Source organism: Fodinicurvata halophila, from assembly GCF_042651425.1.
Lineage (GTDB): Bacteria > Pseudomonadota > Alphaproteobacteria > Kiloniellales > DSM-21159 > Fodinicurvata > Fodinicurvata halophila.
In genome coordinates this window covers 890,459-916,772 of record NZ_JBHSCW010000003.1, presented here as the reverse complement: position 1 = coordinate 916,772, position 26,314 = coordinate 890,459, and the positions used below count along the sequence as shown (strand labels likewise).

The window sequence follows — 26,314 nt, the reverse complement described above, 5'->3', positions numbered from 1 at the left end:
TGTCTTACTCCGCTGCGTGTTTCAGGCCGGTGCAGCTCAGCGCGGCCTGCTCGAGAATGTCGAGACCCGCCTTGAACTGCTCCATCGGCGTGGTCAGAGGTGCCAGGACCTTCACGACCTCGTCATGAGACCCCGAGGTCTCGATGATCAGACCGTTGCGGAAGGCCTCGGCACAGATGTCCTCGGCCAGTTCGCCCGAGCCGACATCGACGCCCTGCATCATGCCACGGCCTTTCAGTTTTGCACCCGGAATCCCGGCCGCAATGCGCTGAAGGCGTTCGGTCAGGACCTCGGCCTTCTCGGCGATCTCGGTTACGAAGCGGTCGTCGGACCAGAACTTCTCCAGCGCGACCCGTGCGGTCACGAAGGCGTGGGTGTTGCCGCGGAAGGTGCCGTTGTGCTCGGCCGGCTTCCAGATGTCGTGCTCCGGGCGCACCAGCAGGGCGGCAAACGGCAGACCGAAACCGGACAGCGACTTCGCCAGCGGAATCAGGTCGGGCTCGATGCCCATGTCGTCGAAGCTGAAGAAACTGCCGGATCGGCCGATGCCGGCCTGGATATCGTCGACGATCAGCAGGGCACCGTGCTTCTTCGCCAGGCGGGCGATGCCCTGGACCCACTCGGTCGAGGCGGCGTTCAGGCCGCCTTCGCCCTGGATCAACTCGACGATGAAGGCCGCCGGAGCGTCGATGCCGCTAGAGGGGTTGTCGAGCAGCATCTCGATCTGGGCCAGCGTATCCACGTCGTCACCGAAGGCACCCTCGTAGGGCATGCGGGTCACGTCGTTCAGCGAGACTCCGCCGCCGCCCGCGCGCTTGCTGGCGTTGCCCGTGGCCGCCAGCGCACCCAGGCTCATGCCGTGAAAGCCGTTGGTGAACGCGATGATGTTGTGTCGGCCGGTGACCTTGCGGGCCAGCTTCATGGCGGCCTCGACCGCATTGGTGCCGGTCGGGCCGGTCATCATCAGACGATGGGGCATGCTGCGCGGCTCTAGAATCAGGCGCTCGAAGGTCTCGAGGAAGGCCTGCTTCGTGTCTGTATACATGTCCAGGCCGTGGGCAATGCCATCACCGGCGATGTGGTCCATCAGGGCCTGCTTCATGTCCGGATCGTTGTGCCCGTAGTTGAGCGACGAACAGCCGCCCAGGAAGTCGATGTAGTTTCGGCCTTCCTGGTTTGTCAGCGTGCTGCCGCTGGCGCGCACGAAGACCGTGTCGAAAGAGCGGCAGTAACTGCGGGCCTCGGATTCACGGCGCGCAAAGATGTTGGTTTCGGCTGTGTTTACAGTCGACATTGGATTGTCCTTGGTGGATTCGGTGAGTGTGAAAGCGGTGTTCGTATCAGGAACCGCTGTGCGCTCAGGCGGCGCTTCGCAGCGCCTCGCGCAGGGAGATCGTCACCATGTATTCGGTGTCGTGCTTCCCCTCGAAGTGTTCGTCGCGCTTGAAATGGGCCTCGGTGCCGACGTCGGCGTCGGCACGACCTGCAAAGCGTGTGAACAGGGCCCAGGAGGCGTCGTTGTCCTGGGTGATGGTGGTCTGGATGCGCTGCACGTCCGCGCAGATATCGCGATCCAGCAGCTCGCTCAGCATGCGCTGGCCCAGACCCTGGCCGCGTGCGTCTTCGGAAACGGCAACCTGCCAGACGAAGAGTGTCTGGGGATCGTCGGGCAGCAGATAGCCGGACACCCAGCCGACGGCCTCGCCATCGAGCTCGGCCAAGACACAGGTGTCGCGAAAGTGATCGCACTGGATCAGGTTGCAGTACATCGAGTTTTCGTCGAGGGGCTTGCACTCCCTGATCAGCGACCAGACGGCGGAACCGTCAGCGTCCTCCGGCTTGCGCAACTTGATGGTCTTGCGCGGGACGACTTTGGGGCTGTCTTGCACGGTCATGTCCTCATGCTCTTAATTTGTTAGCCATACTAAATATATCTTTCTGACTCAAAAATCAAGAGGCGGCTATCTGAAAGGAAGAATCCTTGGTATGAGGGATATGGGCGTCTTTCATTCCATTAGGAAGGCTTACTATATATCTTCTCGCAAAGAGAGATAGTTAAGTGCTACAAACTGTATGGCCTGAGGGGACGGGCTGGAGATTCGAGGGAAAAGCGCCTACTCCGCAATCGTGGAGTCGTGGGCGGGACGTTACGAGGTCAGAAATGGACAGAACCGATCAGAGCCTGATTGCGATTCGCAGGATTTTCCGTGCAACCGAGCTCTATGGCCGTGAGCTTGCGCGGGCAGCCGGCCTGACTGCCGTGCAGATTCGGGTGCTGCAGATCGTCGAGGAAACGGGCCACGCCACGTCGAAAGAGATTTCGCGGCGCATGGGTGTGGCCCAGGCGACCATGACAGCGCTGGTCGACCGCCTCGCAGCCAAGGGGATGGTGGAGCGCCGGCGCTCCGAATCCGATCGGCGCCAGACCAATATCTTCATTACCGAGGAGGGGCGTGCCGCCGTCAGAAAGGCACCCGATCCGCTCCAGCAGCGCTACGTCAAGCAGTTCGAAGCCCTCGAGGACTGGGAGCAGGCGATGATCGTGGCCTCCCTCGAGCGCGTGGCCTCCATGCTGGATGCGGAGGAGATCGATGCCTCACCCGTACTCGACGTGGGCGAATTCGGCTCACGCGAAGCCAAGCCGCGGGCGTGAGGCGCTCGAGGCCGCCATTTGTCCGTAAGACCTCTTTCGCCTCTCGCTTCCCGGCAAGGCGTCCCACCCCTGTCAGGTCAGAAATCGAAGAGTTCACTGAGAAAGGACTCTTTCTTCTTCTTGCCCTGGTATCTGGAGTCGGATCTCGTGTCGCCCTGCCATGGGGAGGGCCCGCTCTGCGCTTGCTGTGCTTGCGGAGAGGGCTGCTGTGTCGCGGCAGAACGTTCGATGATCTTGTCCAATTCACCCCGGTCGAGCCATACACCGCGGCATTTCGGGCAATAGTCGATCTCGACACCACTGCGTTCGGTCATGACAAGTTGCTCGCCGTCGATCGGGCATTGCATGGCTGGACCTCTTCCTTTCGGTAACATTGCGTCTATTTTCCAGATTTCCAATTGGCCTGTGGCCGTGTACCTGGCAAGGGGGTGTCTAGGCGGTGCTTCCTAGATCCAGCGCCGTACCCGCTGCCTGTAGCTGCGATAGGCTGCACCGAATTTGCGCTCCAGATAGCGTTCCTCGCGCCGGATGACGCCGTAGTGCAGGAGGACGAGCAGGGGCAGGAGAAACAGCATCGTGACCAGACTGTTCACGGCCAGGGCAATGGCGAGGTAGAACAGCACCATGGCCAGGTACATGGGATTGCGGCTCCACCCGTAGATGCCGTCCGTTACGAGGGCCGTCGAAGTGCGCCAGGGTTCCACGGGCGTGCCGGCACGGCGAAAATGCAGCCAGGCCGCCAACACGATGAGAATGGCCAGTCCCGTCAGCACGACGCTGACCAGCCCGCGCGGAAGGAGCGGCAGCCCGGTAGGCATACGATACACCAGGAAATCAGTGGCAAGGCCGGCAGCCAGGATGGACACGAAAATCAGGGGCGGCGGCGCGATTACGCCCGCCGTCTCCCTGTCTGGCTGGCTCTGCGGGGGTTCAGGCATGGGGGCTCCGGAGGTTGGGCAGGAGGCGTGGGTGTCGGCTTGCAAGAACCTTCCATGGTGAATATGGAAGACAGGGTTGTTATAGTGTGCCCGGTTTCGCGCACTCCGGTCCAGCCTGCAAGGCAGGTCAGGGGGCGGGGAGCCGCAAAAAAATTCATAATTTCCGGGAGGATACAAGAATGACAGCAGAACTTGCGTGCATCGCACGCCGCCTCGGCCTGGCAGGGGTCTCCGTTCTCGCGATCACCGGCTTTGCCGCCGGTGCCCAGGCCCAGCAGACGATCACCGTCGGCCACAGTATTTCGGACGATTCGCACTATTCGGTGGGGGTCGACGCCTTTGCAGAAAAGCTCGACGAACTGAGCGATGGTGCCTTCACGGTGGACGAGAAGCCGGCCGGTGCCCTGGGCGGTGAGCGTGACATGATCGAGGGGCTGCAGATCGGCACCCTGGATGCGGTGATCACCTCAACTGGCCCCCTGGGCAACTTCGTGCCCGAGACCTATGTCCTGGACCTGCCCTTCCTGTTCGAGGACTACGCGCATGCGCGCTGCGTCCTGGACGGTGAGATCGGCCAGGACCTGCTGGACAAGGTCGGCGAGAACGACCTGGTCGGCCTGGCCTGGACCGAGAACGGCTTCCGCCACATGACCAACAATGTGCGCGAGATCCACACGCCCGAGGATGCCGCCGGCCTGAAGGTCCGGACCATGGAGAACGAGATGCACATGGCCGCCTTCGAGGAGATGGACGTGCAGCCGACGCCCATGGCCTTCCCCGAGCTCTTCACGGCGCTACAGCAGGGCACGGTCGATGGGCAGGAGAACCCCATTTCGGTGATCCTGACCAGCAACATGTGGGAAGTACAGGATCATCTCTCGCTGACCGGCCACGTCTATTCCCCGGCCATCATGCTGGCCTCTCCGGTGCTCTGGGACGGCCTGAGCGAAGAGGAGCGCGGCTGGTTCGTCGAAGCTGCCCAGGCAGGTGCCGAGGCCACCCGTGACATGGTTTCCAGGCTCGAGACCGAAGGTGTCGAAGAGCTGAAGGAAAAGGGCATGACGGTTGTCGAGGATATCGACACCAGTGTATTCCAGGAGGCGGTCGAGCCCTCCTATTCCACCTACACCGATGAGCACGGCAGCGAGATGCTGGAGCGCATCCGCAACAGCGACTGCTGATTTCCCTCCTACCAGGCCCTTTCCGGTGAGTGCACCGGAAAGGGCGAGCCGGGGTGTCTGACAGAATGCAACGTTTCCTGCGCGCCGCGGACTTCACCACGCGCCTGGCGCTGGTGGTTTCGGTGATGATGCTGATCATTGCCGTGGCCACGGGCTTCTACCAGGTGCTGACACGCTTCGTGTTCAATGCGCCCTCGACCTGGTCGGAGGTGCTGACCCGTTCAGCCATGATCTGGTCCGTCTTCCTGGCCATGGCGGCCTGCTTCCGCTGGGGGTACATGATGGCGGTGGAGGTGATCTATCAGCTCGTGCCGAAGCGGGGCCTGGTACTGGTGGAGGCTTTTGTGGGGCTGGCGTGCCTGCTGGTGCTCTGGATCCTGCTCTACTACGGCATTGCCATGACCCTGCGTGTCAGCAGCCAGACCCTGTCGGGCCTGTACATTTCCATCGCCTGGATCTATGCCGCCATTCCCGTGGGGGCAGCCTTTTCCATCCTGGCGGTTCTGGCGCGCTTGCTGGCCCAGTTCACCGGCCGGGAAGAGCTGGGCCGTGTGCGTGAGACGGCAGCCGAGACCGAGGGCAGGGAAGGGGGCTCCGCGTGAATCTCGCCATCGCCATCTCGCTGGTCGTGCTGTTTGCACTGGGCGTGCCCGTGGCGATCTCCATCGTCCTGGCTTCCGTCATCGGCATCGAGTTCTTTTCGCGCCTGCCTCTGCTGATGGTGCCCCAGCGCATGCTGGTGGGGATCGACAGCTTTCCCCTGATGGCCATTCCTTTTTTCATCCTGGCGGGCAACCTGATGGCCACCGGCGGCGTGTCCGAGCGGCTGGTGGACGTGGCCAAGTCGGTGGTCGGCGGCCTGCAGGGCGGGCTGGCCATGACCTGCGTGCTGACCTGCATGATGTTCGCCGCGGTCTCGGGCTCCAGTGTCGCGACCACCTTCGCCATCGGCTCGATCCTGATCCCGGCCATGGTGCGCCACGACTATCCCAAACCACTGGCAGCTTCGATCCAGGCCTCGTCCTCGGAACTGGGGGTTCTGATTCCGCCCTCCATCCCCCTTATTCTTTACGGGGTCAGTACCGACACCTCGATCGGGCGGCTGTTCATCGCCGGCATCGGGCCGGGCCTGCTTGTCGGCGGAGCATTGCTGACCTTCCTTTACATCTTCTGCCGCATCCGCGGCTATGGCCTGCGTGACCGCGAGGACAGATCCTCCTTCCCGCGGGCCTTCCGCCGCGCCTGGGCGGCCCTGTTGATGCCTGTGGTGGTGATTGGCGGCATCTACGGTGGCGTCTTCACGCCTACCGAAGCCTCGGCCGTGGCAGTGGTCTATGCGCTGATCGTCGGCGGGCTGGTCTATCGCGAACTGGGCTGGCAAAACCTCTGGCCGGTGCTGCGCAAGAGCGCGATCTCAACGGCCACCGTCATGCTGATCATCGCAGCGGCGGCCCTTTTCAGCTTCCTCATCAGCCGCTCGGGCCTGCCCTCCCAGATCGCCGGTTGGGTTACGGAGGTTTTCGACAACCCGGTCAGCTTCCTGCTGGCCGTGAACGTCATGCTGCTGATTATCGGCATGTTCGTGGAGACCTCGGCCGCCATCCTGGTGCTGGCCCCGATCTTCACGCCGATTGCCGTGCAGTACGGCATCGATCCGGTGCACTTCGGACTGATCGTCGTGGTCAACCTGGCGCTGGGCATGTTCACGCCGCCCTTGGGCGTCAACCTCTTCGCCGCCTGCGCCGTGGCCAACCTGTCCATCGACAGGCTGATCCCCTGGTTGATGCGCTTCGTCCTCGTGGTGCTCGCCTGCCTGATGGCGATCACCTACATGCCCTGGATCTCCATGGGACTGGTGGATCTGCTGTACTGAGACCGTTGGGGGGCTTGGCGCGTCAAGCCGGTTGCCCGTGTCAGAGGATCTCCAGCGGCTGTTTCCGGTCCGGCGCCGGGAAGGACCGGTCGAGCTCGGCAAGGTCCTGGTCCGACAGCTGGAGATCCAGGGCGGCGCGGTTTTCCTCTACGTGCCGCGGCGATCCGGCCTTGGGAATGGCGACCAGGCCCTCCTGGCGCAGCAACCAGCCCAGCGCCACCTGGGCGGCGGTGGCACCCAGCCGCTCGGCGATGCGTTTCAGCGACGAATGGTCGAGCATGCGCCCCTGTTCGATGGGCGAATAGGCCATGAGCGGAATCTGCCGTTCCCGGCACCAGGGCTGCAGATCCCATTCGATGCCGCGACGCGTCAGGTTATAGAGCACCTGGTTGACCTGTACCGCCGTGCCGCCCCGCAGCGCCGTCAGTTCCTCCATGTCCGAGACATCGAAATTGCTCACGCCCCAATGCCGGATCTTGCCGGCCTCGACCAGTTCCTCGAAGGCCTCGAGGGTTTCTTTCAGGGGTGTGCCGCCGCGCCAGTGCAGCAGGTAGAGGTCGAGGCGATCCGTGCCGAGCCGCTCCAGGCTGCGCTCGCAGGCCTTGATGGTGCCCTGCTTGCTGGCATTGCTGGGCAGCACCTTGCTGACCAGGAAGGCCTCGTCGCGGCGCCCGGCGATCGCTTCGCCCACAAGCTGTTCCGAGGCGCCGTTGCCGTACATTTCCGCGGTGTCGATCAAGGTGAGTCCGAGATCCAGGCCCAGGCGCAGGGCGGCGACCTCCTCTTCGCGCGAGCGCAGGCCGTCACCCATGTACCAGGTGCCCTGGCCCAGGGCCGGGATCGTTTCGCCGGAGGGAAGGGTGCGGGTGGGGATGGCGGAGTCTGGCACAGGGACCCCCTACAGATAGCGTGACATGGACAAGATCAGTATGAGGGTATAGTTGCGCCTCAGTTCCGTCACGCCATGTCTTTCAAGCATCTTCGCCGGTGTTCAATCAGGGACATGAGCATCCGGTCCCGCCATTCAACGCGCGCGTCCCATTCCTCCATGGGCAGAGCGCGGCGTCGCTGTGCCGTTACCTCGGCGACCAGGTCCGGGGTCCAGGGATCGTTCTGTCCCCGCTCAGCCCCCATGCGCGCATAGGCCGGGCCCATTTTTTGTGCGTGGGAGGCAATGCCGCCGCGGGTGTTGAGGTCGGCTGTCTCGAAAGGACCGGCAACTGACCACCGCAAGCCCAGGGCATGGGTCACCAACCGATCGATATCGGCAACATCGGCGATGCCGTCACGCACGAGGCAATAGGCTTCGCGCAGCAAGGCACCTTGCAGGCGATTGAAGATGAACCCCTCGATTTCCTCCCCAACCTGCACAGGCGACAGGCCACACCCCTCAAGAAAGGTGCGAGTACGCTCGAGCGTGTCGTGAGAGGTAAAGGGTGCGGGAACGATTTCGACCACCGACAGGAGATAGGGTGGGTTTGCCGGGTGGGCGACAAGACAGCGGGCGCGCCCCGGCAATTCCGCTGCTATCCGGGAAATCGGCATTGCCGATGAAGAGGACGCAAGGATCGCATGCGGAGGCGCCAGTCTGTCGAGTTCGGCAAAAAGCTGCTGCTTCAGGGATTGGTCCTCGGGCGCGCATTCCTGAACCAACGCCGCGCCCCGTACGGCTTCGGAGATCTCGGGTATGATGCCTATGCGTTCGATAATGGCAGCCGGCGTCTCGTCCAGCAGTCCGAACTCGTCCAACTGGTGCAGGCGCGCGGCGATTTCCGTGGGACAGTCAGAGCGCCGCTTCTCATCTGGATCCTGAACGTGTACGCCGTGGCCTGCGCGGGCAAAGACAATGGCGAAAGCCACGCCAATGCTTCCTCCTCCGATGATCGCGACGTCCGTCATCCTTACCCTAACCGACTGTAAGGCCGCCGCACACGTACAGCACCTGGCCCGTCACGAAGCCGCTACGGGAATCGAGCATGTAGCTGACGGCATGCGCAACATCATCGGGCGTGCCGACCCTGCGCACCGGCACCGATTCAACAATCTGTTGTGTCCGGGGCGAGTCCGGAGGATTGGCGCGGTCGAACAACTCGGTGCGAATGGGGCCCGGCCCGACTGCGTTGACGGTAATGCCGTGGGCTCCGACTTCCAGGGCCCAGGTCCGGGTCATTCCGATCAGGCCAGCCTTCGTCGCGGCATAGGCAGTGCGCAGTTCCTTGCCCAAGGCCGCGCGCGAGGACATGTTGACCACACGTCCAAACCCGGCAGCCTTCATTCCGGGCAGCAGGGCCTGGAAGCATTGCATGGCGCAGCGCAGGTTGAGCGCCATCGCGTAGTCGAACTCCGCAAGCGTCTGCTCTTCGATGGAGGCCGGAACGACGGCTCCGACGTTGTTGACAAGACGGGTGATCGGCCCGCCGGCGAGCGCCTTCTCAAGGGCATCGGCTGTCTGGGCCGGATCGGACAGATCGGCTTGGATGGCTTCGCCCTCCCGGTCGATCAAGACCGGTTCATAGCCATCGGCCCGGCAACGCGTCGCGCAGGCTGCGCCAATTCCGGCTGTCCCGCCGGTTATGAGGACTCTCTCCATCATACTGTGGCCACCGGTGTCACGGGCGAGCCCACGGCGCCGGGCAGCCTGAGCGGGGGCGCCGTCAGCAGAAACCGCGAGCGCCCTCTTTCTCGAAGCCAGGTTGCCAGGGGTGTCAGGTGCCAGAGTTCACCAAGCGGGATGCCGTTCTTGAACAGGCAGTGCTCGTGCAGGGGCAGGATGGAGCATCGGCCCGTTTCCGCCGGTGCGGAGGGAAGGGCTTCCACGGCGTAGTTATCGGCAATCAGTGCGGCGAGTCCGCTGTCGGAGATCCAGTCCAGCAGCCGGCGGTCGCGTCCATCCAGCGCGGATGCGGAGTTGTGCAGCCTGTCTGGGTCCGGCTTGCCATGCATGCCCAGCACGATATCGGCAAAGCCTGTGTGCAGGCAGACCATGTCTCCGGGTTCGACCTCGATCTCATCGCGTTCCAGGATTCCCATGAGCGTGTCATGGCCCACGAGGGTGCGATCGTCGCCCAGGTGGGCGCGCAGGTCGATCATGACCGCTCGGCCCTGTACGCCATGGGCGGCGATGGTCTCGATCCCCAGTGCAGCGGCCCGCGATGTGCTGCCCTCGGGCGGCTGTCGCGGAATGCCGGCTGCGGCCGCCTCTTGAGGTCCGACGATCTCCACGCCGGCGCGGAACCCATTATAGTAGACCGGCTCGGCAACGCCGTCGCCATCGGCATCGAAAAGCGAGCCGACGTGGCACAGGGCGTCCCACTGGGTCGAGTACTGCAGGTGAATGATGGCGAGGTCGTCGCAGAAGACGTCTGTTGCCTCGTCGGACGGCACCGCGTTGAAGTTGACTTGGCTCTCGCGCAGGTTGGGCCGCAGGATGGGCGGTCGGCGCCGCGGGTTCAGGTCGCTGCCTCCGGGATAGTCCAGCGGCAGCGACAGGCAGAAGGTGATCCCCTCCCGGACTTCGGCTGTACCCTGTCTTACCTTCTCGGGCGTGATCAGGTTCAGCCGTCCCAATTGATCGTCGGGGCCGAAGTCGCCCCAATTGGACCCTTCGGGGCGGTTTTTCCAACGCGTTTGCTCCATCCCGTCTTCCTCAGCCTATACGCCGGCCAGGCCTTCGCGCATATCGCGTTTCATCTGCCTGGAATAGTTACGGAAATCGACCTCCAGAGTATAGCGCGCCGAATTGACATAAGTCTTGCGCTGCCATTTCCGATGCGCCTCGACCTCGCGATGACGGATGTGGAAGTCGGGCAGTTGCACTTTGCCGGACAGAACGCCGGCGATCCATTTGCCCTGGGTCTCCACAAGCGGGATTGTGGGGCCAATCGGCTGTACCAGCCCGGCAAAGAACAGGCCCGGGTGGTCGAGGGAGATAATGCGGCGATAAAGCCGGCCGACGTCCGTGTCGGCATGGAAGAGCTCTTCTGAAAGGAAGGGGAAGTGGATGTTGTAGCCGGTCGCATAGATGATGGCATCGAGTACTTCTTCCGTGCCGTCGACAAATGCGACCCGATCTCCGCGCAGCTCCTCAACATTCGGTTTGATGGTTATGTACCCATGGCCGATATAAGGCAGGAGTTCCTGACTCAGTGTCGCGTGCTCACGCCACATTGGATGCTCGGGTCGCGGCAGGCCGAAACGACGCTGATCGCCCGTGAAAAGCCGAATCAGCCATGACAGGACCTTGCGGGTTGCCGGCGTGGGCAGCTTCAGCGTTCGAGCGATAAAGCCGGAGATCTGGTCCACGGGTCGGCCAAAAAGATACTTTGGCATCACCCAGGCACTGCGCCGGGTCGAGACGAAGACATGCTGGGCGCTGCGGCTGATATCGACGGCAATGTCGACGGCCGAGTTGCCGAGGCCAACCACCATGACGCGCTTGTCCTCGTAGGGGGCGGCAGTGCGGTAATAGTGGGAATGTATCTCCTTGCCATCGAACCTTCCTGGAAAGTCCGGCATCTTCGGATCGAAAAGATGGCCATTGGCCACGATGACCGTGCCGTACTCGTGATCCTCGCCATTCGTAAGGCGTACGCGGAACCTGTCGCCTACGGGCTCGATCGACTGCACCTCTGTCCTGAAACGGACAAGCTGGCGTATTCCGAAGTGATCGGCGTAGGATTCCAGGTATTCGAGGAATTGCGCGTGTGAGAGAAAATCCGGCAGTGACGGGTCGATGGGGAAATCGCTGTAGCCGAGATTGGGCCTGGAGGTGTCGATGTGCAGCGAGGCGTAGCACGAGCTTTGCCCATTATCGTTCTCGTACCGCCACATGCCGCCAATATCCGAGCCTTTCTCGAAAATGTCGAAAGCCAGGCCCGCCTCGTTCAGCGCCTTGGCGACGGTGATGCCCGATGATCCCGCGCCGACAATGCAGATATCGGCGGTGGTTTGAGCCACCTGGGTGGAAGTACGACTGAGTGTTGCTGAATCGGCCACGTCAGACACCCTTTTGATCGAGGTAGTCTGAAATCAACGTGTCGAGATCTCCGTCGGCGGCGAGCCCCAAGCGGGTGCCCCAGTGGGAGACGAAGCGGGAGGGCCAGCCATCGACGATTGCCTGCATCCTGGCATCCGCGGCATAGGTGATCTTTCCGGTGGCCCCGTATCGCTTCACTGCGTCGAACATCTCCGCCACCGTGACGGTGAGGGAGGGCAGGTTGAAGGCCCGCTTGGTCGGCAGGTCGCCTGACGGCAGGTCGTGCAGCTTGAGCAGGGCAGCAACGGCTGCTCCGGCGGAGCTGACCGGGATAGCCGTTTCCGGAGTCAGGGGTGCGGCCATGTCCAGGCCCTGAAGAGGCTCGCGAATGATGCTCGCGATACGGTCGGAGATGGCCGGTTGAGGCTTGCCCGGCCGAGTCAGGACGATGGGCAGGCGCAGGGAGCGTCCGTCAACCTGACCGTGACGGGAATGATCGGCGAGCAGCAACTCGTTGATCGCCTTGTGGCTTCCATAGGTGGTCTCCGGTTGGGGTGCCACCTCATCCCCGACACTCTCCGGCAACGAGCCGCCGAACACTGCGATCGAGGAGGTGAAGACAACCTTGGGGACGTTGTCGGCGCTTTCCATCAGCCTGCGCAGGGCATCCACGTTCACGGCAAAGGCACGTGCGGGATCCTCTTCGGCGTGAAACGTCAGATAGGAGGCGAGGTGGAACAGGCTGTCGAAGCCTTCTTCAGCAAGGGCAGCGACAAATGACGGATCGGCCAGGTCGCCCTTGCGCGTCTTGATTTCGATTCCAGGCATGGAAGGGGGCTGCACATCGACCACGTCCACCAGGCAAAGTTCGGTGATCGGGGTCTTCTCCTGGGCGCGAGAGACAAGCGCGCCCTGTTCGATCACGGCCTTGCTCAGGCGGTGGCCCAGAAAGCCCGCCGCGCCGGTGATCATCACGCGCATTATGGGAACTCCCCCTGTTCTATCGACTTTGTATTCTTGCCAGGATAAACATACTACTCAGTATCTTTTAGAGGAGGACTCGTTCACCTGTCAAGCACACGGCCGTGCGCAAGTGGTTGACGATAAGTCCGATTTCGCGAAAGGGCGCGTTTGAGCGAAGGCCCAAATGAGCAGGTCGCGCAGTGACGATGCGTGAAGGCAGTTCGCATCGTCGCAATGGTTGGCGAGGGCGATCAGGACAGCCCCACGGGGCAACGTCAGCGTGGCCGCAAACCCTCGATCAGCGGCAAGACCATCTTTTCCGCCAGTGCGGAGCGACTTTCGTCGTCGTCCTCGGGCCTCGGACGATACCATATGATCGACCATTGTAAGGCACCGAGAAGTACCTTTGAAGTAATGGAGACATCGACATTGGCGCCGGAGCCGTCCGAGATTGCTGCAGCAATTGCCTCCTTGAAGTGCGCCTCGAACCTGTCGCGACTGGCGATGAGCTCTGCCATCGTGTCGCGCTGGTCGGGCGTGGTCGCTTCGAAGCGGTGCACCTGTACACCCTGGGCCACAACGCTCTCGTAGGTGTGGTTCTCGAACATGGCGCGTGCATGGGCCATCAGCATGGCTTCCAGGACTTGCAGGCCGTTGCCCCTTGCTTCCAGAGCCGGTTCCAGGGCCGTGAAAAGACGAGCCATGCCTTCCCGATGGACGTCAAAGAACAGATCGGTTTTCGTTGGGTAGTAGTAATATATGCGTCCCTTGGAGCAGCCGAGACGCCGCGCCACATCATCGATGCTCGTTGCATGATACCCGCGTTCCATGAAGCAGAGCGCGGCCATGTCGATGACCTCGGCCTTGCGCCACCCGGCGCGACGCGACGTGTCGCCTGGTTGAACGGCATCCTGCATATTGGACCCGACTCCCTTCTCAGTACGCAGTGTACGTAACTCGAGAAGGTGGGGAAATCCATCAGGATCAACAAAGCAGCCAAGCACAAGTGGTGTTGAATGGAGACGTGCCTATAAGGACTGACCCATATGGTGCTGGACCCGTTGCTTTCCTTTCGAGCTCATACGCGCTCGAGCGCGATGGCGATGCCCTGGCCGACCCCGATGCACATGGTCGAGAGCGCGCGCCTACCTCCTGAGTGCTGCAACTCGAGAGCCGCCGTGCCGGTGATTCGTGTGCCCGACATCCCGAGCGGATGGCCCAAGGCGATGGCGCCGCCGTTCGGGTTGACCCCGGGATCATCGTCGGAGAGTCCTAGGAGGCGCAGGGTGGCGAGGCTCTGGCTGGCAAAGGCCTCGTTCAATTCGACCACGTCGAAATCCTGCTGGGACAGTGTGAGACGCTTCATCAGCTTTTTCGATGCCGGGGCGGGGCCGATGCCCATGACCCGCGGGGCCACCCCAGCTGTGGCGCCACCGAGGACACGGGCGATGGGCGTGAGCCCATGAGCTACGGCGGCATCCTCGGTGGCGAGGAGCACGGCGGCGGAGCCGTCATTCACACCAGAAGCATTGCCGGCTGTCACTGTCCCGCCTTTTCGAAAAGGTGTCGACAGTTTCGCAAGCGCCTCCAGGCTGGTGGCACGCGGGTGTTCGTCGCGCTCGAAGACAATCGGCTCGCCCTTGCGCTGGGGAATGGAAACCGGGAGGATCTCTTGGCCAAGGCGGCCGTTCTCCTGCGCCTGGGTCGCCTTTTCTTGGGAGCGCAGTGCAAAGGCATCCTGATCTTCTCGGGTGACGGCGTAATCCTCCGCCACGTTCTCCCCCGTTTCCGGCATGGAGTCGACGCCATACTGCGCCTTCATCAGCGGGTTGATGAAGCGCCAGCCAATCGTGGTGTCATGGATTTCGGCCTGGCGCGAAAAGGCCGTTTCCGCCTTGGGCATCACGAAGGGCGCGCGGCTCATGCTCTCGACGCCGCCGGCAACCACCAGATCCGCCTCGCCGCACCGGATTGCCCGCGCGCCGTTGATGATCGCATCCATGCCGGATCCGCACAGGCGGTTGAGCGTCGTTCCGGGTACGGAGTCGGGCAGACCTGCCAGCAAGAGGGCCATGCGCGCCACGTTGCGATTGTCCTCGCCGGCCTGGTTGGCGCAGCCATGGATCACCTCGTCCACGCAGGCTGGGTCCAGCCGTGGGTTGCGCTCGAGAAGCGCCTTGAGGGGGAGGGCGGCAAGATCGTCGGTTCGGATGGAGGCGAGGGATCCTCCGAACCTTCCGATCGGGGTGCGGATGTAGTCGCAGATAAAGACTTCGCTCATGGGGCCCTCAGAGCTCTGGCACGATCAAGTCGTCGACCTGGCCATCCTGCTCCAACCGGGCACCGGTTTGGGATTGGAGGTCGTCGAACGAAAGGTTCGGCAGCTTCTCGCGCAGGACGAAGTGGCCATCCGCGATGTCGATGACCGCCAGACTGGTATAGACGCGGGTTACGCAGCTGACGCCCGTCAATGGAAAGGTGCAACTTTCCACCAGTTTGGACTCGCCGGTCTTGGTTACGTGCTGGGTGGTGACCGCGACTCTTTTGGCGCCGTGGACGAGGTCCATGGAGCCGCCCACGGCCGGCACGCCCTTGCTGCCGACCCGCCAGTTGGCGAGATCGCCATTCTGCGCCACCTGATAGGCGCCGAGGATGGCGACATCCAGGTGGCCGCCGCGGACCATGGCGAAGCTGTCGGCATGATGGAAGAAGGCTGCGCCCGGGTTGAGGGTCACCGGTTTCTTGCCGGCATTGATCAGATCCCAGTCCTCTTCCCCGGGGGGAGGGGCCTCGCCAAAATTGAGAATGCCGTTCTCGGTATGAAAGATGACCTGGCGTTCCGGGGGTTGGTACTGTGCGACCATTTCGGGAAAGCCGATGCCCAGGTTCACATAGGCGCCGTCCGGGATGTCCTGGGCAGCGCGCCAGGCGATCTGGGCGTTGGAGAGATGCGGCAGCTGGGTCATGGATAGGTTACTCCGGCCCGGATCAAAAGTTCTTCCTGCTGTGGCTCGGGCACTTCGACAATCCGATCCACGAAGATGCCGGGCGTGATGACCTGCTCGGGATCGATCTCACCGGGTGCGACGATCCGCGAGGCCTGCACGATCGTGGTCGTCGCCGCAGCGCACATCAGCGGGGCGAAGTTTTGCGCTGCCTTGCGAAAGGTGAGATTGCCGTGCCGGTCGGCGCACTCGGCCTTGACCAACGCAAAGTCGGCTTTCAGCCAGCGTTCCTGAACGTAGGGCTTGCCCTCGAAGACCTCGACCTTCTTGCCTTCGGCCAGTTCCGTTCCGTAGCCGGTCGGCGTGTAGAAGGCCGGGATACCGGCGCCGGCGGCACGAATGCGTTCGGCCAGTGTGCCCTGGGGCACAAGCTCCAGTTCTATCTCGCCGGCCAGGTACTTTTCCGTGAAAGCGCGCGGATCCGTGGAGCGCGGGAACGAGCAGACCATCTTGCCGACCATGCCCGCATCGATCATGGCGGCGATGCCGACCTGTCCGTTGCCCGCATTGTTGTTGATGATGGTCAGGTTTCCGGGCCCCTTGTCGATGAGGGCATGGATCAGCTCGATCGGCGCACCCGAGCCGCCGAAGCCGCCGATCATCACCCGTGCGCCGTCCTCGAGTCCGGCCACGGCCTCGGCCAGGCGGGCCACTGACTTGTCCATCGATGTCTCCCTCTTGCCGTCAATGCAGACAGTCCTGCATCAACGCATACGAAAACGAGGCCTCGACGGCAACGCGGTTTGTGCGATATCAGATATTTGTTCGTATAACGTACAAATGACGAGTGATGGTTCACCAACGCGATACCATGGGCGGCCTGGCGAAGGGGCTTGCCGTTATCGAGACCTTTTCGGCCGAAAGACCGCGACAGTCGATCTCGCAAGTGTCCGAGGCCAGTGGGCTGGATCGTGCCACGGCACGGCGTTGCCTGTTGACACTGGCCCAGCACGGCTATGCGACTCATGATGGAAAGTTCTTCACCCTGACACCGCGTGTGCTGCGCCTGGGCACGGCTTGCCTCGCGGCCATGCCCCTGCCGCAGATTGTCCAGCCTTCGCTGGACCGCCTCTCGGACGAGTTGGGAGAGAGCACCTCGGTCTCCATCCTGGATGGGGATGAAATTGTGTATGTGGCGCGCGCCGCGCAGCGAAAGGTCATGTCGATTTCCCTGATGCTCGGCTCGCGCCTGCCGGCCTACTGTACCTCCATGGGCCGGGTGCTGCTGGCGGCATTGCCTGAAGAAGACGCTCGTTCACGTCTGGAACATGAACCGTTGCCGGCTCGAACTCCGCATACCATGACCGAACCGGATGCGCTCATGGCCGAACTGTCTCGAGTCCGGGAACAGGGCTACGCTGTCATCGATCAGGAAGTCGAGATCGGGCTACGCTCCATCGCGGTGCCGCTTTACAATGCCCAGGACAAGGTGATCGCGGCTGTGAACCTCGGCCTGCCGGCGATCAGCAATAAGGCTGAAGATCTTGTCCCCCGTTATCTGGATGCGTTACGGGGCATGCAGCGGGAATTGAAGGATGTGCTCCGATAACACTACAGGAAATAACGGCAGGGGCGCACAGTTTAAGGTTTTTTTGGATAGGGTGAGCTTGAGGCGCATTGTTGCATCAGCCTTCCCGATTACCGAGGAAGCATGAGACTCATTTACCAGAAAACCGAAGCTTAAGTTGCACTGACCTGTTGCTTGGCTGGATAGCTCAAGCGCAAAGCATAAGTATAATATAGAATTCTAGGAGTTTTATAATGTATTACACGGACAAGTATAATACTAATATTTTGGGAAAATCAGTTAAGGATATACTTACACCCAATATTGTTATAATGGAAGACGTTTTTAATAATAATATGAGAATATTTAACAATATTATATCAAGTAAGATATTCCATAAGCCTCACTGTAAAATGCATAAATCCTCCCATGTCGCAAAGAAACAGCTGGAAAATCCAAGTTCTATTGGGATCTGCTGCCAGACATTATCTGAAGCTGAAGCATTTTCCGGGAACGGAGTCAGGAATATATTCATAACGAATCAAATAACAGATCTTAATAAGATTAATATATTATCAGATTTGAGAAAGTATTCACAAGTAAGTGTGTGTGTAGATAACATGAATAACATAAAAGATATAAATACAATTTTAAGCAATAATGGCAGTTATATTGACTTAATGATAGAAATAAATTGCGGCGGAGGTAGGTGCGGAGTCAATTCATATGAAGAATTCCTGAATCAGTATAGGCTTATCAAGGAATTGGATCATGTCAATTTTAAGGGCATCCAAGCGTATAATGGGTCAAGTCAGCATATTTATGAACAGGAAGAGCGTAGCAGGGTGTCTGAGACAACTTATGGCATAATAAGAGAATACCTGAGTTGTCTGGATAAAGAAGATTATGAAGATTTGGAGATCAGTGGAGGGGGAACGGGGACACTCGAGTTCGATGTTGAGAGCGGACTCTATACGGAAACCCAGGCTGGTTCATACCTCTTCATGGACATGGATTACGCGCGGGTTGAGGGTGATTCGGAGAAGGGAGTCGGAGGATTTGATAATTCCCTGTTCGTCATCACGAGCGTGATCAGCAAACCAAGTCCGGAGATCGCTGTATGTGATGCGGGCCTTAAATCTCACTCGGTGGATAGCGGCTATCCCGTTGTGCATGGTGACAGGGAACTGACTGTAACCGGTGTCTCGGACAATCATTGTGTCGTAAAGGACCAGAATAATTCATTGGATGTAAATGACAGGCTCTTGTTGATACCGGGACATTGCGATCCAACCTGCAACCTGTACGACAAGTATCTGGTTATAAATAATCAAGTCGTAAGCGACGTATGGGATATAGATGCAAGGGGACGAAATATCTAAGGGGCGGAAACGAGGTTTCCTGACCCCGTCGCTTCAGCACAGGCTGGCTCCGTGGATCCACACAGGGAAATCCATTCAGGCCGTTGCCATTGGCAGACGCATTGCCCAGTGCATCAAACCTCCGACTCATGATCCCGGAAACCCACCGGGGGACGATAGTGGACGGTCGGGGTTGTGACAGAGGCCTATGATAATGCTAGCATCCCGGAAACGAACGATAATGATATAAGCCCATCTCACCAGACAGGGAGAGCAGAAATGAAAAATTGGCCAACAACCATTCTCACGGGTGCAATCGCCGCCACGGCCATGACGATGGCCGTGTCCGCCCAGGCGCAAGAATATCAAATGACGATCGCGACAATTGTGCCCGAAGATCTGAGCAACAACGAGATCTATCCCGCCCTTGTCCATTTTGAAAGCCTGGTGGAGACACGCACGGGCGGTGATCTCGAAGTGGAGGTCTTCGGCGGTGCCCAGCTTGGCTCCGAAGTAGAGACCGGCTCCCAGGTCCAGTCGGGAGGGCAGGCGCTTCAGTCGACCGTGATGTCCTCGGGTGCCATGTCCTCTTTCTACGAGAAGTATCAGGCGGTCACCACGCCCTTCCTGTTCGAGAGCTGGCGCCAGGCCTGGACCTTTTTCGATGGTAAATGGTTCGCCGACTTCATGGAGGGCGCCATCGAGGAAGCCGATATGCGCTATCTCGGAACCTTCGATGATGGCGGCGGCTTCGTTGCCTTCACCAACAACGAGCGTCTGATCAAGACGGTCGAGGATCTCGAGGGTCTCAACATTCGCGTCGAGGAGAATCCCGCCCACATCGCCATAATGGACGCCATGGGGGCGTCGGCGACGCCACTGCCCTGGGGTGAGGTCCAGACCGCGCTGGAAACCGGGCTGGCAGATGGTCAGTTCAACGCGCCGGTCGTCAACACGGCCTTTAACCTCGACGACGTGACTGACTACACGACGCTGACCGGCCATGTGTACAACACGCAGACCTGGATGGTCAGCGAGACCTGGTATCAGACCCTGCCCGAGGAGTATCAGCGGATCATCACCCATGCGGCCCAGGAGGCGATCCAGCTGGCACACGGCACCTCCGGCGCATTGGCGACAGCGAGCTGGCAGGAATCCTGCGAGATCTTCGAGGAGTGCTATGTCATGCCTGCCGACGAGCGGCAAAAGATGGCGGATATGGCGCGGCCGGCCTGGAAAGACTGGATCGTCAACGACTTCGGTCTCGAGGAGTCGCTGATTGACGAGCTCTGGGCCGAGGTCGATCGCGTCGGCGAAGAGCTGAAGGAACAGGACTACCAGCGCTACGGGCAGTAAACCGCATGCCGGTAGCGACGGCTATGTCCTTTCGGTCGTCGTTACGAACTGCTGAGCCGGACGCGCGGGATACCTCGCGCGTCCGGCTTGCGTCCTTCAAAGGCTGATTCGGGATTTTGCCCATGTCGGTTCTCAGTGTCGCCAGGCGAGTCAGCGATATCGTCAATCACGCTGCCGTCGTTGTCTGTATTCTCTGCGTTCTCGCCATGCTGGCGATTTCCTTTATCGGTTTTCTCTACACCGTCTTCACCGGCGGCGCGTTGAGCTGGACCTATTCGCTTGCGCGCGTCTTCCTGCCCTGGATCGGACTGATATCAACAACGATCGCCTTGTACTGGGGAGAGCACGTGGCGATGACCCTGTTCGTCAAGATGTTGCCCGAACCTCTGGTCAAGGTGGCCGCGATCATCTGTCTTGCGGTCATCGCCATCTACGCCTTGTTGATGATCTGGTACGGCTGGGAATTCTTTCTCAATGCGCGACAGACCTACATGGTCTCTCACATGATCCAGATTCCCCAGTATTTCACAGCCATCGCGGTCCCGCTGACCGGCGTTGTCACCCTCATCCACCTTGTGCGCGGCTTCGACCTGCTCGCGCACTTCGTTGCCCCTGAGGATGTCACCCAGCAGGCGCTCCGTGAACAGCAGGCGGAGGATGTATAATGGCTCCCGCACTTATCGTCTTCGTCCTCCTGCTGGCAGTCGGTACACCTGTCGCCGTCGTCATGGCCATGGCGGGAGTCGCCGGCAGCTATTCCATCGGTGGCGAGCAGATGATCAGCATCATCGCCGATCGCATGTTCGCGGGGGTTTCCGGCTATATGCTGATCGCGGTGCCGTATTTCATCTTTACGGCCGAACTCATGAATCAGGGCGGGCTGACCCAGAAACTGATCACCTTCAACAACGCGCTTCTCGGACGCATTCGCGGGGCGCTCAGTCACGTCAATGTGACGGTGTCGATCTTCTTCGCCGGCCTTACCGGGGCCGCGATCACGGACACGGTGGCGCTTGGCAAGATCCTGATCCCGGCCATGAAGAAGCAGGGCTACGATGCCGAGTATGCCGCGGCGATCACAGCGTGTTCGTCCATCATCGGACCGATCATTCCGCCCAGCGTGGTTATGGTGGTCTATGCCACGATCCTGCGCGATACCTCGGTCATCGATCTTTTTGCCGGCGGCATCATCCCCGGCCTGCTGATGGCCCTGTCGCTTCTGGTGATGAGCTTCGTGCTGTCCTGGATGCGCGGCTATCCCAAGCAGGATCCGACACCGGTGAGAGTTGCGGTCATCGCCTTTTTCTCGGCACTGCCGGCCCTGATCGTGCCTGTCATCATCCTCGGCGGCATCCTGACGGGCATGACGACGGTGACCGAGGCGTCGGGCTTCGCGGCGGTCTATGCACTGGCGATCGGCTTCCTCTTCTATCGCAACCTGACGTGGCGCAAGGTCTGGACAGCACTGGTCACCACGGTGCGCTTTTCGGGCGTCGTCTTCTTTCTGCTGGCGGCCTCGGCGGTGCTGAGCTGGTTCGTCACCCGCTCGGGCATTGCCCGCGATGCCGCTGAGCTGATCACCACCGTCTCCGATGTCGGGTTCATCCAGCTCATGATGGTGTGCGTGCTGCTGATCCTGGTCGGTACGGTCATCGACGTCCTGCCGGCGCTTGTGGTCGTCGGTCCGGTGCTGGTTCCGGCCATGATCAACCTCGGCTTCGATCCGCTTCACTTCGCGATTCTCATGATCGTCACCCTCAACATCGCGAATGTGACACCGCCCGTCGGTATGACCTTGATGACGGCCGCCCAGATTGCGAGAGTCCCCTATGAACGCGCGATCGTCGCATCACTGCCGTTCTATCTTTCGTTCATCACGGTGATCGTCCTGCTGGCGTTGTTCCCGGCGCTTTCGACCTGGATCCCCAGCCTTATCCGATAGGCGGTCCCGGCATCAGGAGCATGCCATCAATGTCGCGCAGCAATTCGCATATCATGGCCGAGTACCGTCAGCAGACGCCGGGTTCGGCGCGACTCTACGAACGGGCCAATCAGGTCTTTCCGAGTGGCATCACCCATGATTCCCGGCACATGAAGCCCTATCCGATCTATGTCGACCAGGCCGAAGGCGCGCATAAGCGCGACGTCGACGGCAACGACTATATCGACTACTTCGGCGGGCATGGCGCGCTGTTGCTGGGGCACTCGCATCCCGAAGTGACCGAAGCGGCACAGGCGGCACTGGCCCGCGGCACGCAGTATGCCGCGAGCCATGAGCCCGAGGTGATCTGGGGCGAGGCGGTCTTGCGCATGCTTCCAGGCGCCGAGCGGGTCCGGTTCACCGCCTCGGGCACGGAGGCCACGCTTCTCGCCCTGCGTCTTGCGCGTGCCTTCACCGGGCGGGACAAGATCGTGCGGTTCAAGGGCCACTTCCATGGCTGGCACGATCACATGACGTCGGGCTACGTCTCGCATTTCGACGGCTCGCCCACGCCCGGCGTGCTGCCGGAGGTGGCGGAGAAGACGGTGCTGGTCGATTCCGACGATTCCGCGGGCATCGAGGCCGCCCTGGGCCGCGACGATATCGCCGCTGTCTTCCTGGAGCCGACGGGCGGTTCGTTCGGTATGATCCCGGTCGCGGAAACGACTCTCCACGAGCTGCGCCGTCTCACGCAGGCAAATGGCTCACTCCTGATCTTCGACGAGGTGATCTCGGGGTTCCGCTGTTCCCCGGGGGGCGCGCAGCAGGCCTATGGCATTCAGCCGGATCTGACGACCCTTGCCAAGATCGTCGCCGGCGGTCTGCCCGGCGGCGCGGTCGCCGGCCGCAAGGACATCCTCGATTGGCTCGATTTCGCGGCGAGCGAGGCGGCCGGACGACAGAAGATCCTGCATCCGGGGACCTTCAACGGCAATCCCGTCTCCGCCGCGGCGGCCATCACGACGTTGCGGATCATCGAGACGACGGATGCCTGTGAGCGCGCCAACCGTACGGCCGAGACGCTTCGCCGGCGCATGAACGAGGTGTTGGCGGACAAGGGAATCGGCTGGTCAATCTACGGCACTTTTTCGGGCTTTCATGTCTTCATGAATCCGGAGGATCGCACGATCGATCCGATGACCTTCGACCCGTTGAGCGTACCCTGGAAGGAATTGAAGACCAAGCCGGCAGACGCCGCCAATGCGCTTCGCCTCGCGCTTCTGCTCGAAGGCGTGGATATCGGCGGCTGGCCGGGCGGGCTGACTTCAGCGGCGCATAGCGAGGCTGATGTCGAGGCGACGATCCAGGCGTTCTCGCGCGCCATCGACCGCCTGAAGGCCGAGGGCATGCCCAATGTGTCGGCGGCTTAGCAGGCTTCCGTAAACTGCGCTGCGCTCGAGGAAAAGGTCGAGGGTTATCGCGCTCGAACGGGCGGTGTGGTGCTGCCGGCTACCGGAAGGGTGCGCCAGCCGTTTCTGCCTGGCACGGTGTTTACTCGGGGCGATAGAGGACCGGCGTGACTGCTTCAGCAAAAGCAGAGTGCTGACATTCGTCACTCAGCAGCCTCAGTCCGCAAATATTCAACCTAGAGAATTGGCTGGGGGACCTGGAGCCGGAGACAGGGGGCGGATAAGGTGTTGATAGCGCCGATTTTTGTTGCGGCCCAGTGAGTTACGGGATACTACCCTGTCATACCGTACTGTCATACTAGGGGCCGAACGTGCCTGATTGTCGTTACCTTCTCCTCCGGGGTCATAGTTGGAACTTCCGCTTGAAGGTCCCTGCCGATCTAAAGAACAAGCATGGCCTGAAAATCCACATCACTGAACCACTTGGGACAAGGGACTTGAAGGTCGCGCAGGACCTCCGATGGGAACTCCGTGCTCACTGGACGAAAGAGTTCGCGCGACTGCGGGGAAAACCGATTGAGGAGCGAGCTAACGCGCGGGGAACCTACTGGACCACTCGTGAGCAAGCGGAGGAGGGCCTGTGGGGCAGGGACGACGATCTCATTGGTGTGGGGATTGACGTACTGGTCTCGGAAGTCGAACGGCGCACACGTCGATCAATCTACGATGATAGGAATGACCCTGAAACTGATTCCGATGTGATCGATCCGGAAACACAAGCGAAGATCGACGGACTGAATGACTTTAGGAAGTACCAGAGTGGCGAGGAGGTAACCCCGGCTCCTGTGTACGCCATGACCTTCAGTGAAGCTGGGAAAGCATATCTGGAGGCGAACAGGGGTGTACTGGTGGAGCAGACCCGGCTTCAGTATGAGACGGCGGCCCGGTTGTTTGCGGAGCATGTAGATGACAAACCTGTGTCTAAGGTGACAGCCAGGGATGCGGTGGCGTTCTTTGATATCATCCGCCGGTTCGACCCCTTGTGGGGCCGATCGCCCAAGACGAAGGAGCGAACCTTTAAGGAACTCCAGCGGCTCTATGGCAGCCATGAGACAGGCCTGTCGGTGAAGACCCTCAACCGATATGTAACCGCGCTATCGTGCATCTGGGAGCACGCCAAGAAGCGCCAAGAGGCGAGAGGTGACAACCCCTTTAAGGGTCAGTGGTCGCGAGTGACGAGAAAGAATTCACGACCCTACCGCCCGTTGACGGATGAAGAACTGGCCAAGCTATTCAAGTTGGTCCCGAAGCATCGCGTCTTGTGGGAAATCCCGCTTGTCGCACTCTACACGGGGATGCGCCTGAATGAGATTTGCTCGCTTCAATGGGCGAACGTGAGGCAAGAGGACGGTATCTGGTACTTCGACATTATCGCAGCCAAGTCTGAGGCCGGTGTTCGCGTGGTCCCGGTCCACAATAGGTTGGCGTGGCTTCTGGAGCGCCGGTCTAACGACCCAGCGGAGAGGGTTTGGCCTGAACTGACGCCTGGCGGTCCCGATGGCAAGTATGGCTGGAAAGTCAGTAAGCAGTTCACAGTGCACCGGCGAGCGGCGGGGATTGAAGGCGATGACCGTTGGCGGACGGCTTTCCATTCACTCCGTAAGAACGTCACCCGATGCTTTGAGTTGGCGCGTCTTCCGCAGACTGAGGCTGCTGAAATCATCGGCCACGAGAAACAAGGGATCACCTACCGTGTTTACAACCCGGATGGGCTGACGATGTTCCAGCGGAAGGAAATCGTGGAGGTGATCGCGTATCCCGGACTAGAGGCAAGCGGTGTGGTCGGGACCTGGCAGCAAGAGCGGGCAGCGTAGCGTGAGTCTTTGCCGGTAAGTAAGAGAGAAGGAAAGCGGGAAGACTCGTAGGGAGGACCTATGGAGTTGGCTATAACCTTGTGACGCTGAACAAAGCACTACAGAAGGTCAGCTACAAGGGTCTCGATTTGAGCCACCTTAGGGCACCTGAGATACCTAAGGTTGCTGCATAGAGAGCCTATGCTCCTAGAAATAATTCACGGAAAAATCTGAATGGGCAACCTCGATTGCCGGAAGGCAACGATCCCCCCTCGCCCCCTCATTCCGATTTAGCGAATCTTTGTTCTCCGCTCACCATCAGGTTTGGCCTCATACTTGAACACGTGAACGTGCTGCCATTGCATACTTTGATCAATCTTATGAAGCCCTTCCTGGACCATCTCATCTGCAGCGCAGCTCCCATAAAACACCGCTACAACCGCAGCTGCTGGCACACGAAAGAGATACACATCATGGCCATTGTAATCCCTTCCCGCCTGTTTTTCTGCATTCTCCAATAGCTCCAACCGCCGCCACTCTCTCTCTTCTGCCCACCCAAGACGCTTCTGGAACAAGAGCCGGGGAGGCACTCGTTCAATATAACCATCCCGGACATCATCTACATTTAGACGCTGGCCACCAATCCTTACCCAACCAGAGTTTACAGACACTGAGATTGGAGACTCCGTATATTCAACTTCTCTCATCTCTGACTGGAAAAAAGGGTGATCAGCGTCGAAGCAGATCATGACGCCTGAGCGCTCTCCACCGTACTTTTTCCACATGAGATTTGATTCAACTTTGGTTAAGCTGAATATACCAACTTCTTTATCTGCTTTCTCTTGGCACAGTTCTACAGCCCGTTTCGCTATCCATGTATCGTGCTCTTCTTCAGTTTTGAACGGTTCTTTATCCATTCTGAAAAGACCGGGAGCGGTTTCAGGGGTGAAGCGGTGGGCTGGAAAGGGATACATGAGAGCAGTTTCTAATATGTCTTTCGGTAAATCCCTCCCGATACCCAACGCCTCAGCGTCAGAAGCCGCTACCTCATAGTCTTCCTTTGCAAAGCTTTCATAGCGCCAATCCGGCAACGCTTCCTGTTCATCCTCAAATGCTTTCGGCTGCGTAAACCTGAATAGGCCGTTTTCCAAGAAAAGGGGGGAGGGCATAAATTTGAGGAAGAAGCCGTTCCACTCCACCATAGCCTTATACCTCCGATTCCCCGCTAATGAGTAACAGCATCGACGCTTCTCCTAGAGAACAATCTTAAATGGAAGGAAGCTCAGGAATCGAGTCTCGTATAGGTATACCCATACGAG

At 60.3% G+C, this 26,314-nt stretch carries 26 protein-coding genes; 11 read left to right on the top strand and 15 right to left on the bottom strand.

From position 1 onward, the window contains the following. Positions 1–4 precede the first annotated feature (4 nt). Both ectB and ectA read right to left on the bottom strand, forming a co-directional pair. Positions 5–1,294: a diaminobutyrate--2-oxoglutarate transaminase gene (ectB, locus tag ACFOW6_RS09190; protein ID WP_382422037.1), complete on the bottom strand. Its 1,290-nt coding sequence runs from the start codon at positions 1,292–1,294 to the stop codon at positions 5–7. Positions 1,295–1,358: 64 nt separating this feature from the next. Further along, on the bottom strand, positions 1,359–1,895 hold the full coding sequence (ectA, locus tag ACFOW6_RS09185; protein WP_382422036.1) for a diaminobutyrate acetyltransferase: 537 nt from the start codon (positions 1,893–1,895) through the stop codon (positions 1,359–1,361). 266 nt (positions 1,896–2,161) lie between these two features. Here ectA and ACFOW6_RS09180 point away from each other — a divergent pair, with 266 nt between their 5' ends. Next, entirely contained in the window at positions 2,162–2,653 is a 492-nt protein-coding gene (locus ACFOW6_RS09180) for a MarR family winged helix-turn-helix transcriptional regulator (protein WP_382422035.1), read from the top strand. A 77-nt stretch (positions 2,654–2,730) separates the two neighbouring features. Here the strand turns inward: ACFOW6_RS09180 and ACFOW6_RS09175 are convergent, their stop codons facing one another. Continuing rightward, positions 2,731–3,000 (bottom strand): TFIIB-type zinc ribbon-containing protein, encoded by a 270-nt coding sequence (locus ACFOW6_RS09175; protein WP_382422034.1) that lies wholly within the window; start codon positions 2,998–3,000, stop codon positions 2,731–2,733. 99 nt (positions 3,001–3,099) lie between these two features. Further along, on the bottom strand, positions 3,100–3,591 hold the full coding sequence (locus ACFOW6_RS09170) for a methyltransferase family protein (protein ID WP_382422033.1): 492 nt from the start codon (positions 3,589–3,591) through the stop codon (positions 3,100–3,102). A 179-nt stretch (positions 3,592–3,770) separates the two neighbouring features. Here ACFOW6_RS09170 and ACFOW6_RS09165 point away from each other — a divergent pair, with 179 nt between their 5' ends. The 3 genes from ACFOW6_RS09165 (at position 3,771) to ACFOW6_RS09155 (ending at position 6,645) form a co-directional block, all read left to right on the top strand. Continuing rightward, positions 3,771–4,772: a TRAP transporter substrate-binding protein gene (locus ACFOW6_RS09165; protein ID WP_382422032.1), complete on the top strand. Its 1,002-nt coding sequence runs from the start codon at positions 3,771–3,773 to the stop codon at positions 4,770–4,772. Between the two features lie 65 nt (positions 4,773–4,837). Further along, positions 4,838–5,374: a TRAP transporter small permease gene (locus ACFOW6_RS09160; RefSeq protein WP_382422031.1), complete on the top strand. Its 537-nt coding sequence runs from the start codon at positions 4,838–4,840 to the stop codon at positions 5,372–5,374. Continuing rightward, the gene (locus ACFOW6_RS09155) at positions 5,371–6,645 is read left to right on the top strand and encodes a TRAP transporter large permease (protein WP_382422030.1); all 1,275 of its coding nucleotides are present in this window, start codon (positions 5,371–5,373) and stop codon (positions 6,643–6,645) included. Before ACFOW6_RS09160 ends, ACFOW6_RS09155 begins: the two co-directional genes overlap by 4 nt. Before the next feature lie 40 nt (positions 6,646–6,685). Here the strand turns inward: ACFOW6_RS09155 and ACFOW6_RS09150 are convergent, their stop codons facing one another. From ACFOW6_RS09150 to ACFOW6_RS09105, 10 genes are all read right to left on the bottom strand, one after another. Then, positions 6,686–7,534 (bottom strand): aldo/keto reductase, encoded by an 849-nt coding sequence (locus ACFOW6_RS09150; RefSeq protein ID WP_449267358.1) that lies wholly within the window; start codon positions 7,532–7,534, stop codon positions 6,686–6,688. Between the two features lie 68 nt (positions 7,535–7,602). Then, positions 7,603–8,544, bottom strand: a complete 942-nt coding sequence (locus tag ACFOW6_RS09145; protein ID WP_382422029.1) for a 3-hydroxyacyl-CoA dehydrogenase — start codon at positions 8,542–8,544, stop codon at positions 7,603–7,605. Positions 8,545–8,551: 7 nt separating this feature from the next. Beyond that, positions 8,552–9,238 (bottom strand): SDR family oxidoreductase, encoded by a 687-nt coding sequence (locus tag ACFOW6_RS09140; RefSeq protein WP_382422028.1) that lies wholly within the window; start codon positions 9,236–9,238, stop codon positions 8,552–8,554. Next, complete coding sequence (locus ACFOW6_RS09135; RefSeq protein WP_382422027.1) at positions 9,235–10,281, bottom strand: cyclase family protein; 1,047 nt, start codon at positions 10,279–10,281, stop codon at positions 9,235–9,237. The genes ACFOW6_RS09140 and ACFOW6_RS09135 overlap by 4 nt, the downstream gene beginning before the upstream one ends. A gap of 15 nt (positions 10,282–10,296) precedes the next feature. Then, on the bottom strand, positions 10,297–11,640 hold the full coding sequence (locus ACFOW6_RS09130; protein WP_382422026.1) for a flavin-containing monooxygenase: 1,344 nt from the start codon (positions 11,638–11,640) through the stop codon (positions 10,297–10,299). 1 nt (position 11,641) lies between these two features. Beyond that, positions 11,642–12,601, bottom strand: coding sequence for an NAD-dependent epimerase/dehydratase family protein (locus tag ACFOW6_RS09125; protein ID WP_382422025.1), 960 nt, complete (start codon positions 12,599–12,601; stop codon positions 11,642–11,644). A 257-nt stretch (positions 12,602–12,858) separates the two neighbouring features. Continuing rightward, positions 12,859–13,500: a TetR/AcrR family transcriptional regulator gene (locus ACFOW6_RS09120; protein ID WP_382422024.1), complete on the bottom strand. Its 642-nt coding sequence runs from the start codon at positions 13,498–13,500 to the stop codon at positions 12,859–12,861. A gap of 161 nt (positions 13,501–13,661) precedes the next feature. Continuing rightward, on the bottom strand, positions 13,662–14,864 hold the full coding sequence (gene pcaF / locus ACFOW6_RS09115) for a 3-oxoadipyl-CoA thiolase (protein ID WP_382422023.1): 1,203 nt from the start codon (positions 14,862–14,864) through the stop codon (positions 13,662–13,664). 7 nt (positions 14,865–14,871) lie between these two features. Further along, entirely contained in the window at positions 14,872–15,549 is a 678-nt protein-coding gene (locus ACFOW6_RS09110; protein ID WP_382422022.1) for a CoA transferase subunit B, read from the bottom strand. After that, complete coding sequence (locus ACFOW6_RS09105) at positions 15,546–16,253, bottom strand: 3-oxoacid CoA-transferase subunit A (protein ID WP_382422021.1); 708 nt, start codon at positions 16,251–16,253, stop codon at positions 15,546–15,548. Before ACFOW6_RS09105 ends, ACFOW6_RS09110 begins: the two co-directional genes overlap by 4 nt. A gap of 125 nt (positions 16,254–16,378) precedes the next feature. On the opposite strand from ACFOW6_RS09105, the gene ACFOW6_RS09100 reads away from it, so the two are divergent. From ACFOW6_RS09100 to ACFOW6_RS09070, 7 genes are all read left to right on the top strand, one after another. After that, entirely contained in the window at positions 16,379–17,137 is a 759-nt protein-coding gene (locus ACFOW6_RS09100; RefSeq protein WP_382422020.1) for an IclR family transcriptional regulator, read from the top strand. Between the two features lie 212 nt (positions 17,138–17,349). Next, on the top strand, positions 17,350–18,477 hold the full coding sequence (locus tag ACFOW6_RS09095) for a DSD1 family PLP-dependent enzyme (protein ID WP_382422019.1): 1,128 nt from the start codon (positions 17,350–17,352) through the stop codon (positions 18,475–18,477). A gap of 258 nt (positions 18,478–18,735) precedes the next feature. Further along, positions 18,736–19,812 carry a TRAP transporter substrate-binding protein DctP gene (gene dctP / locus ACFOW6_RS09090; RefSeq protein WP_382422018.1) on the top strand — a complete coding sequence of 359 codons (1,077 nt, stop codon included), beginning with the start codon at positions 18,736–18,738 and terminating at the stop codon, positions 19,810–19,812. Positions 19,813–19,934: 122 nt separating this feature from the next. Beyond that, a complete protein-coding gene (locus ACFOW6_RS09085; RefSeq protein ID WP_382422017.1) occupies positions 19,935–20,477 on the top strand; it encodes a TRAP transporter small permease in 543 nt (180 codons plus the stop codon). After that, positions 20,477–21,754, top strand: coding sequence for a TRAP transporter large permease (locus ACFOW6_RS09080; RefSeq protein WP_382422016.1), 1,278 nt, complete (start codon positions 20,477–20,479; stop codon positions 21,752–21,754). Before ACFOW6_RS09085 ends, ACFOW6_RS09080 begins: the two co-directional genes overlap by 1 nt. 29 nt (positions 21,755–21,783) lie before the next feature. Further along, positions 21,784–23,163: an aspartate aminotransferase family protein gene (locus tag ACFOW6_RS09075; RefSeq protein WP_382422015.1), complete on the top strand. Its 1,380-nt coding sequence runs from the start codon at positions 21,784–21,786 to the stop codon at positions 23,161–23,163. Between the two features lie 350 nt (positions 23,164–23,513). After that, positions 23,514–25,016 (top strand): DUF6538 domain-containing protein, encoded by a 1,503-nt coding sequence (locus ACFOW6_RS09070; protein ID WP_382422014.1) that lies wholly within the window; start codon positions 23,514–23,516, stop codon positions 25,014–25,016. A 269-nt stretch (positions 25,017–25,285) separates the two neighbouring features. Here the strand turns inward: ACFOW6_RS09070 and ACFOW6_RS09065 are convergent, their stop codons facing one another. Continuing rightward, positions 25,286–26,197, bottom strand: a complete 912-nt coding sequence (locus ACFOW6_RS09065; RefSeq protein ID WP_382422013.1) for a DUF2971 domain-containing protein — start codon at positions 26,195–26,197, stop codon at positions 25,286–25,288. Between the last annotated feature and the right edge of the window lie 117 nt (positions 26,198–26,314).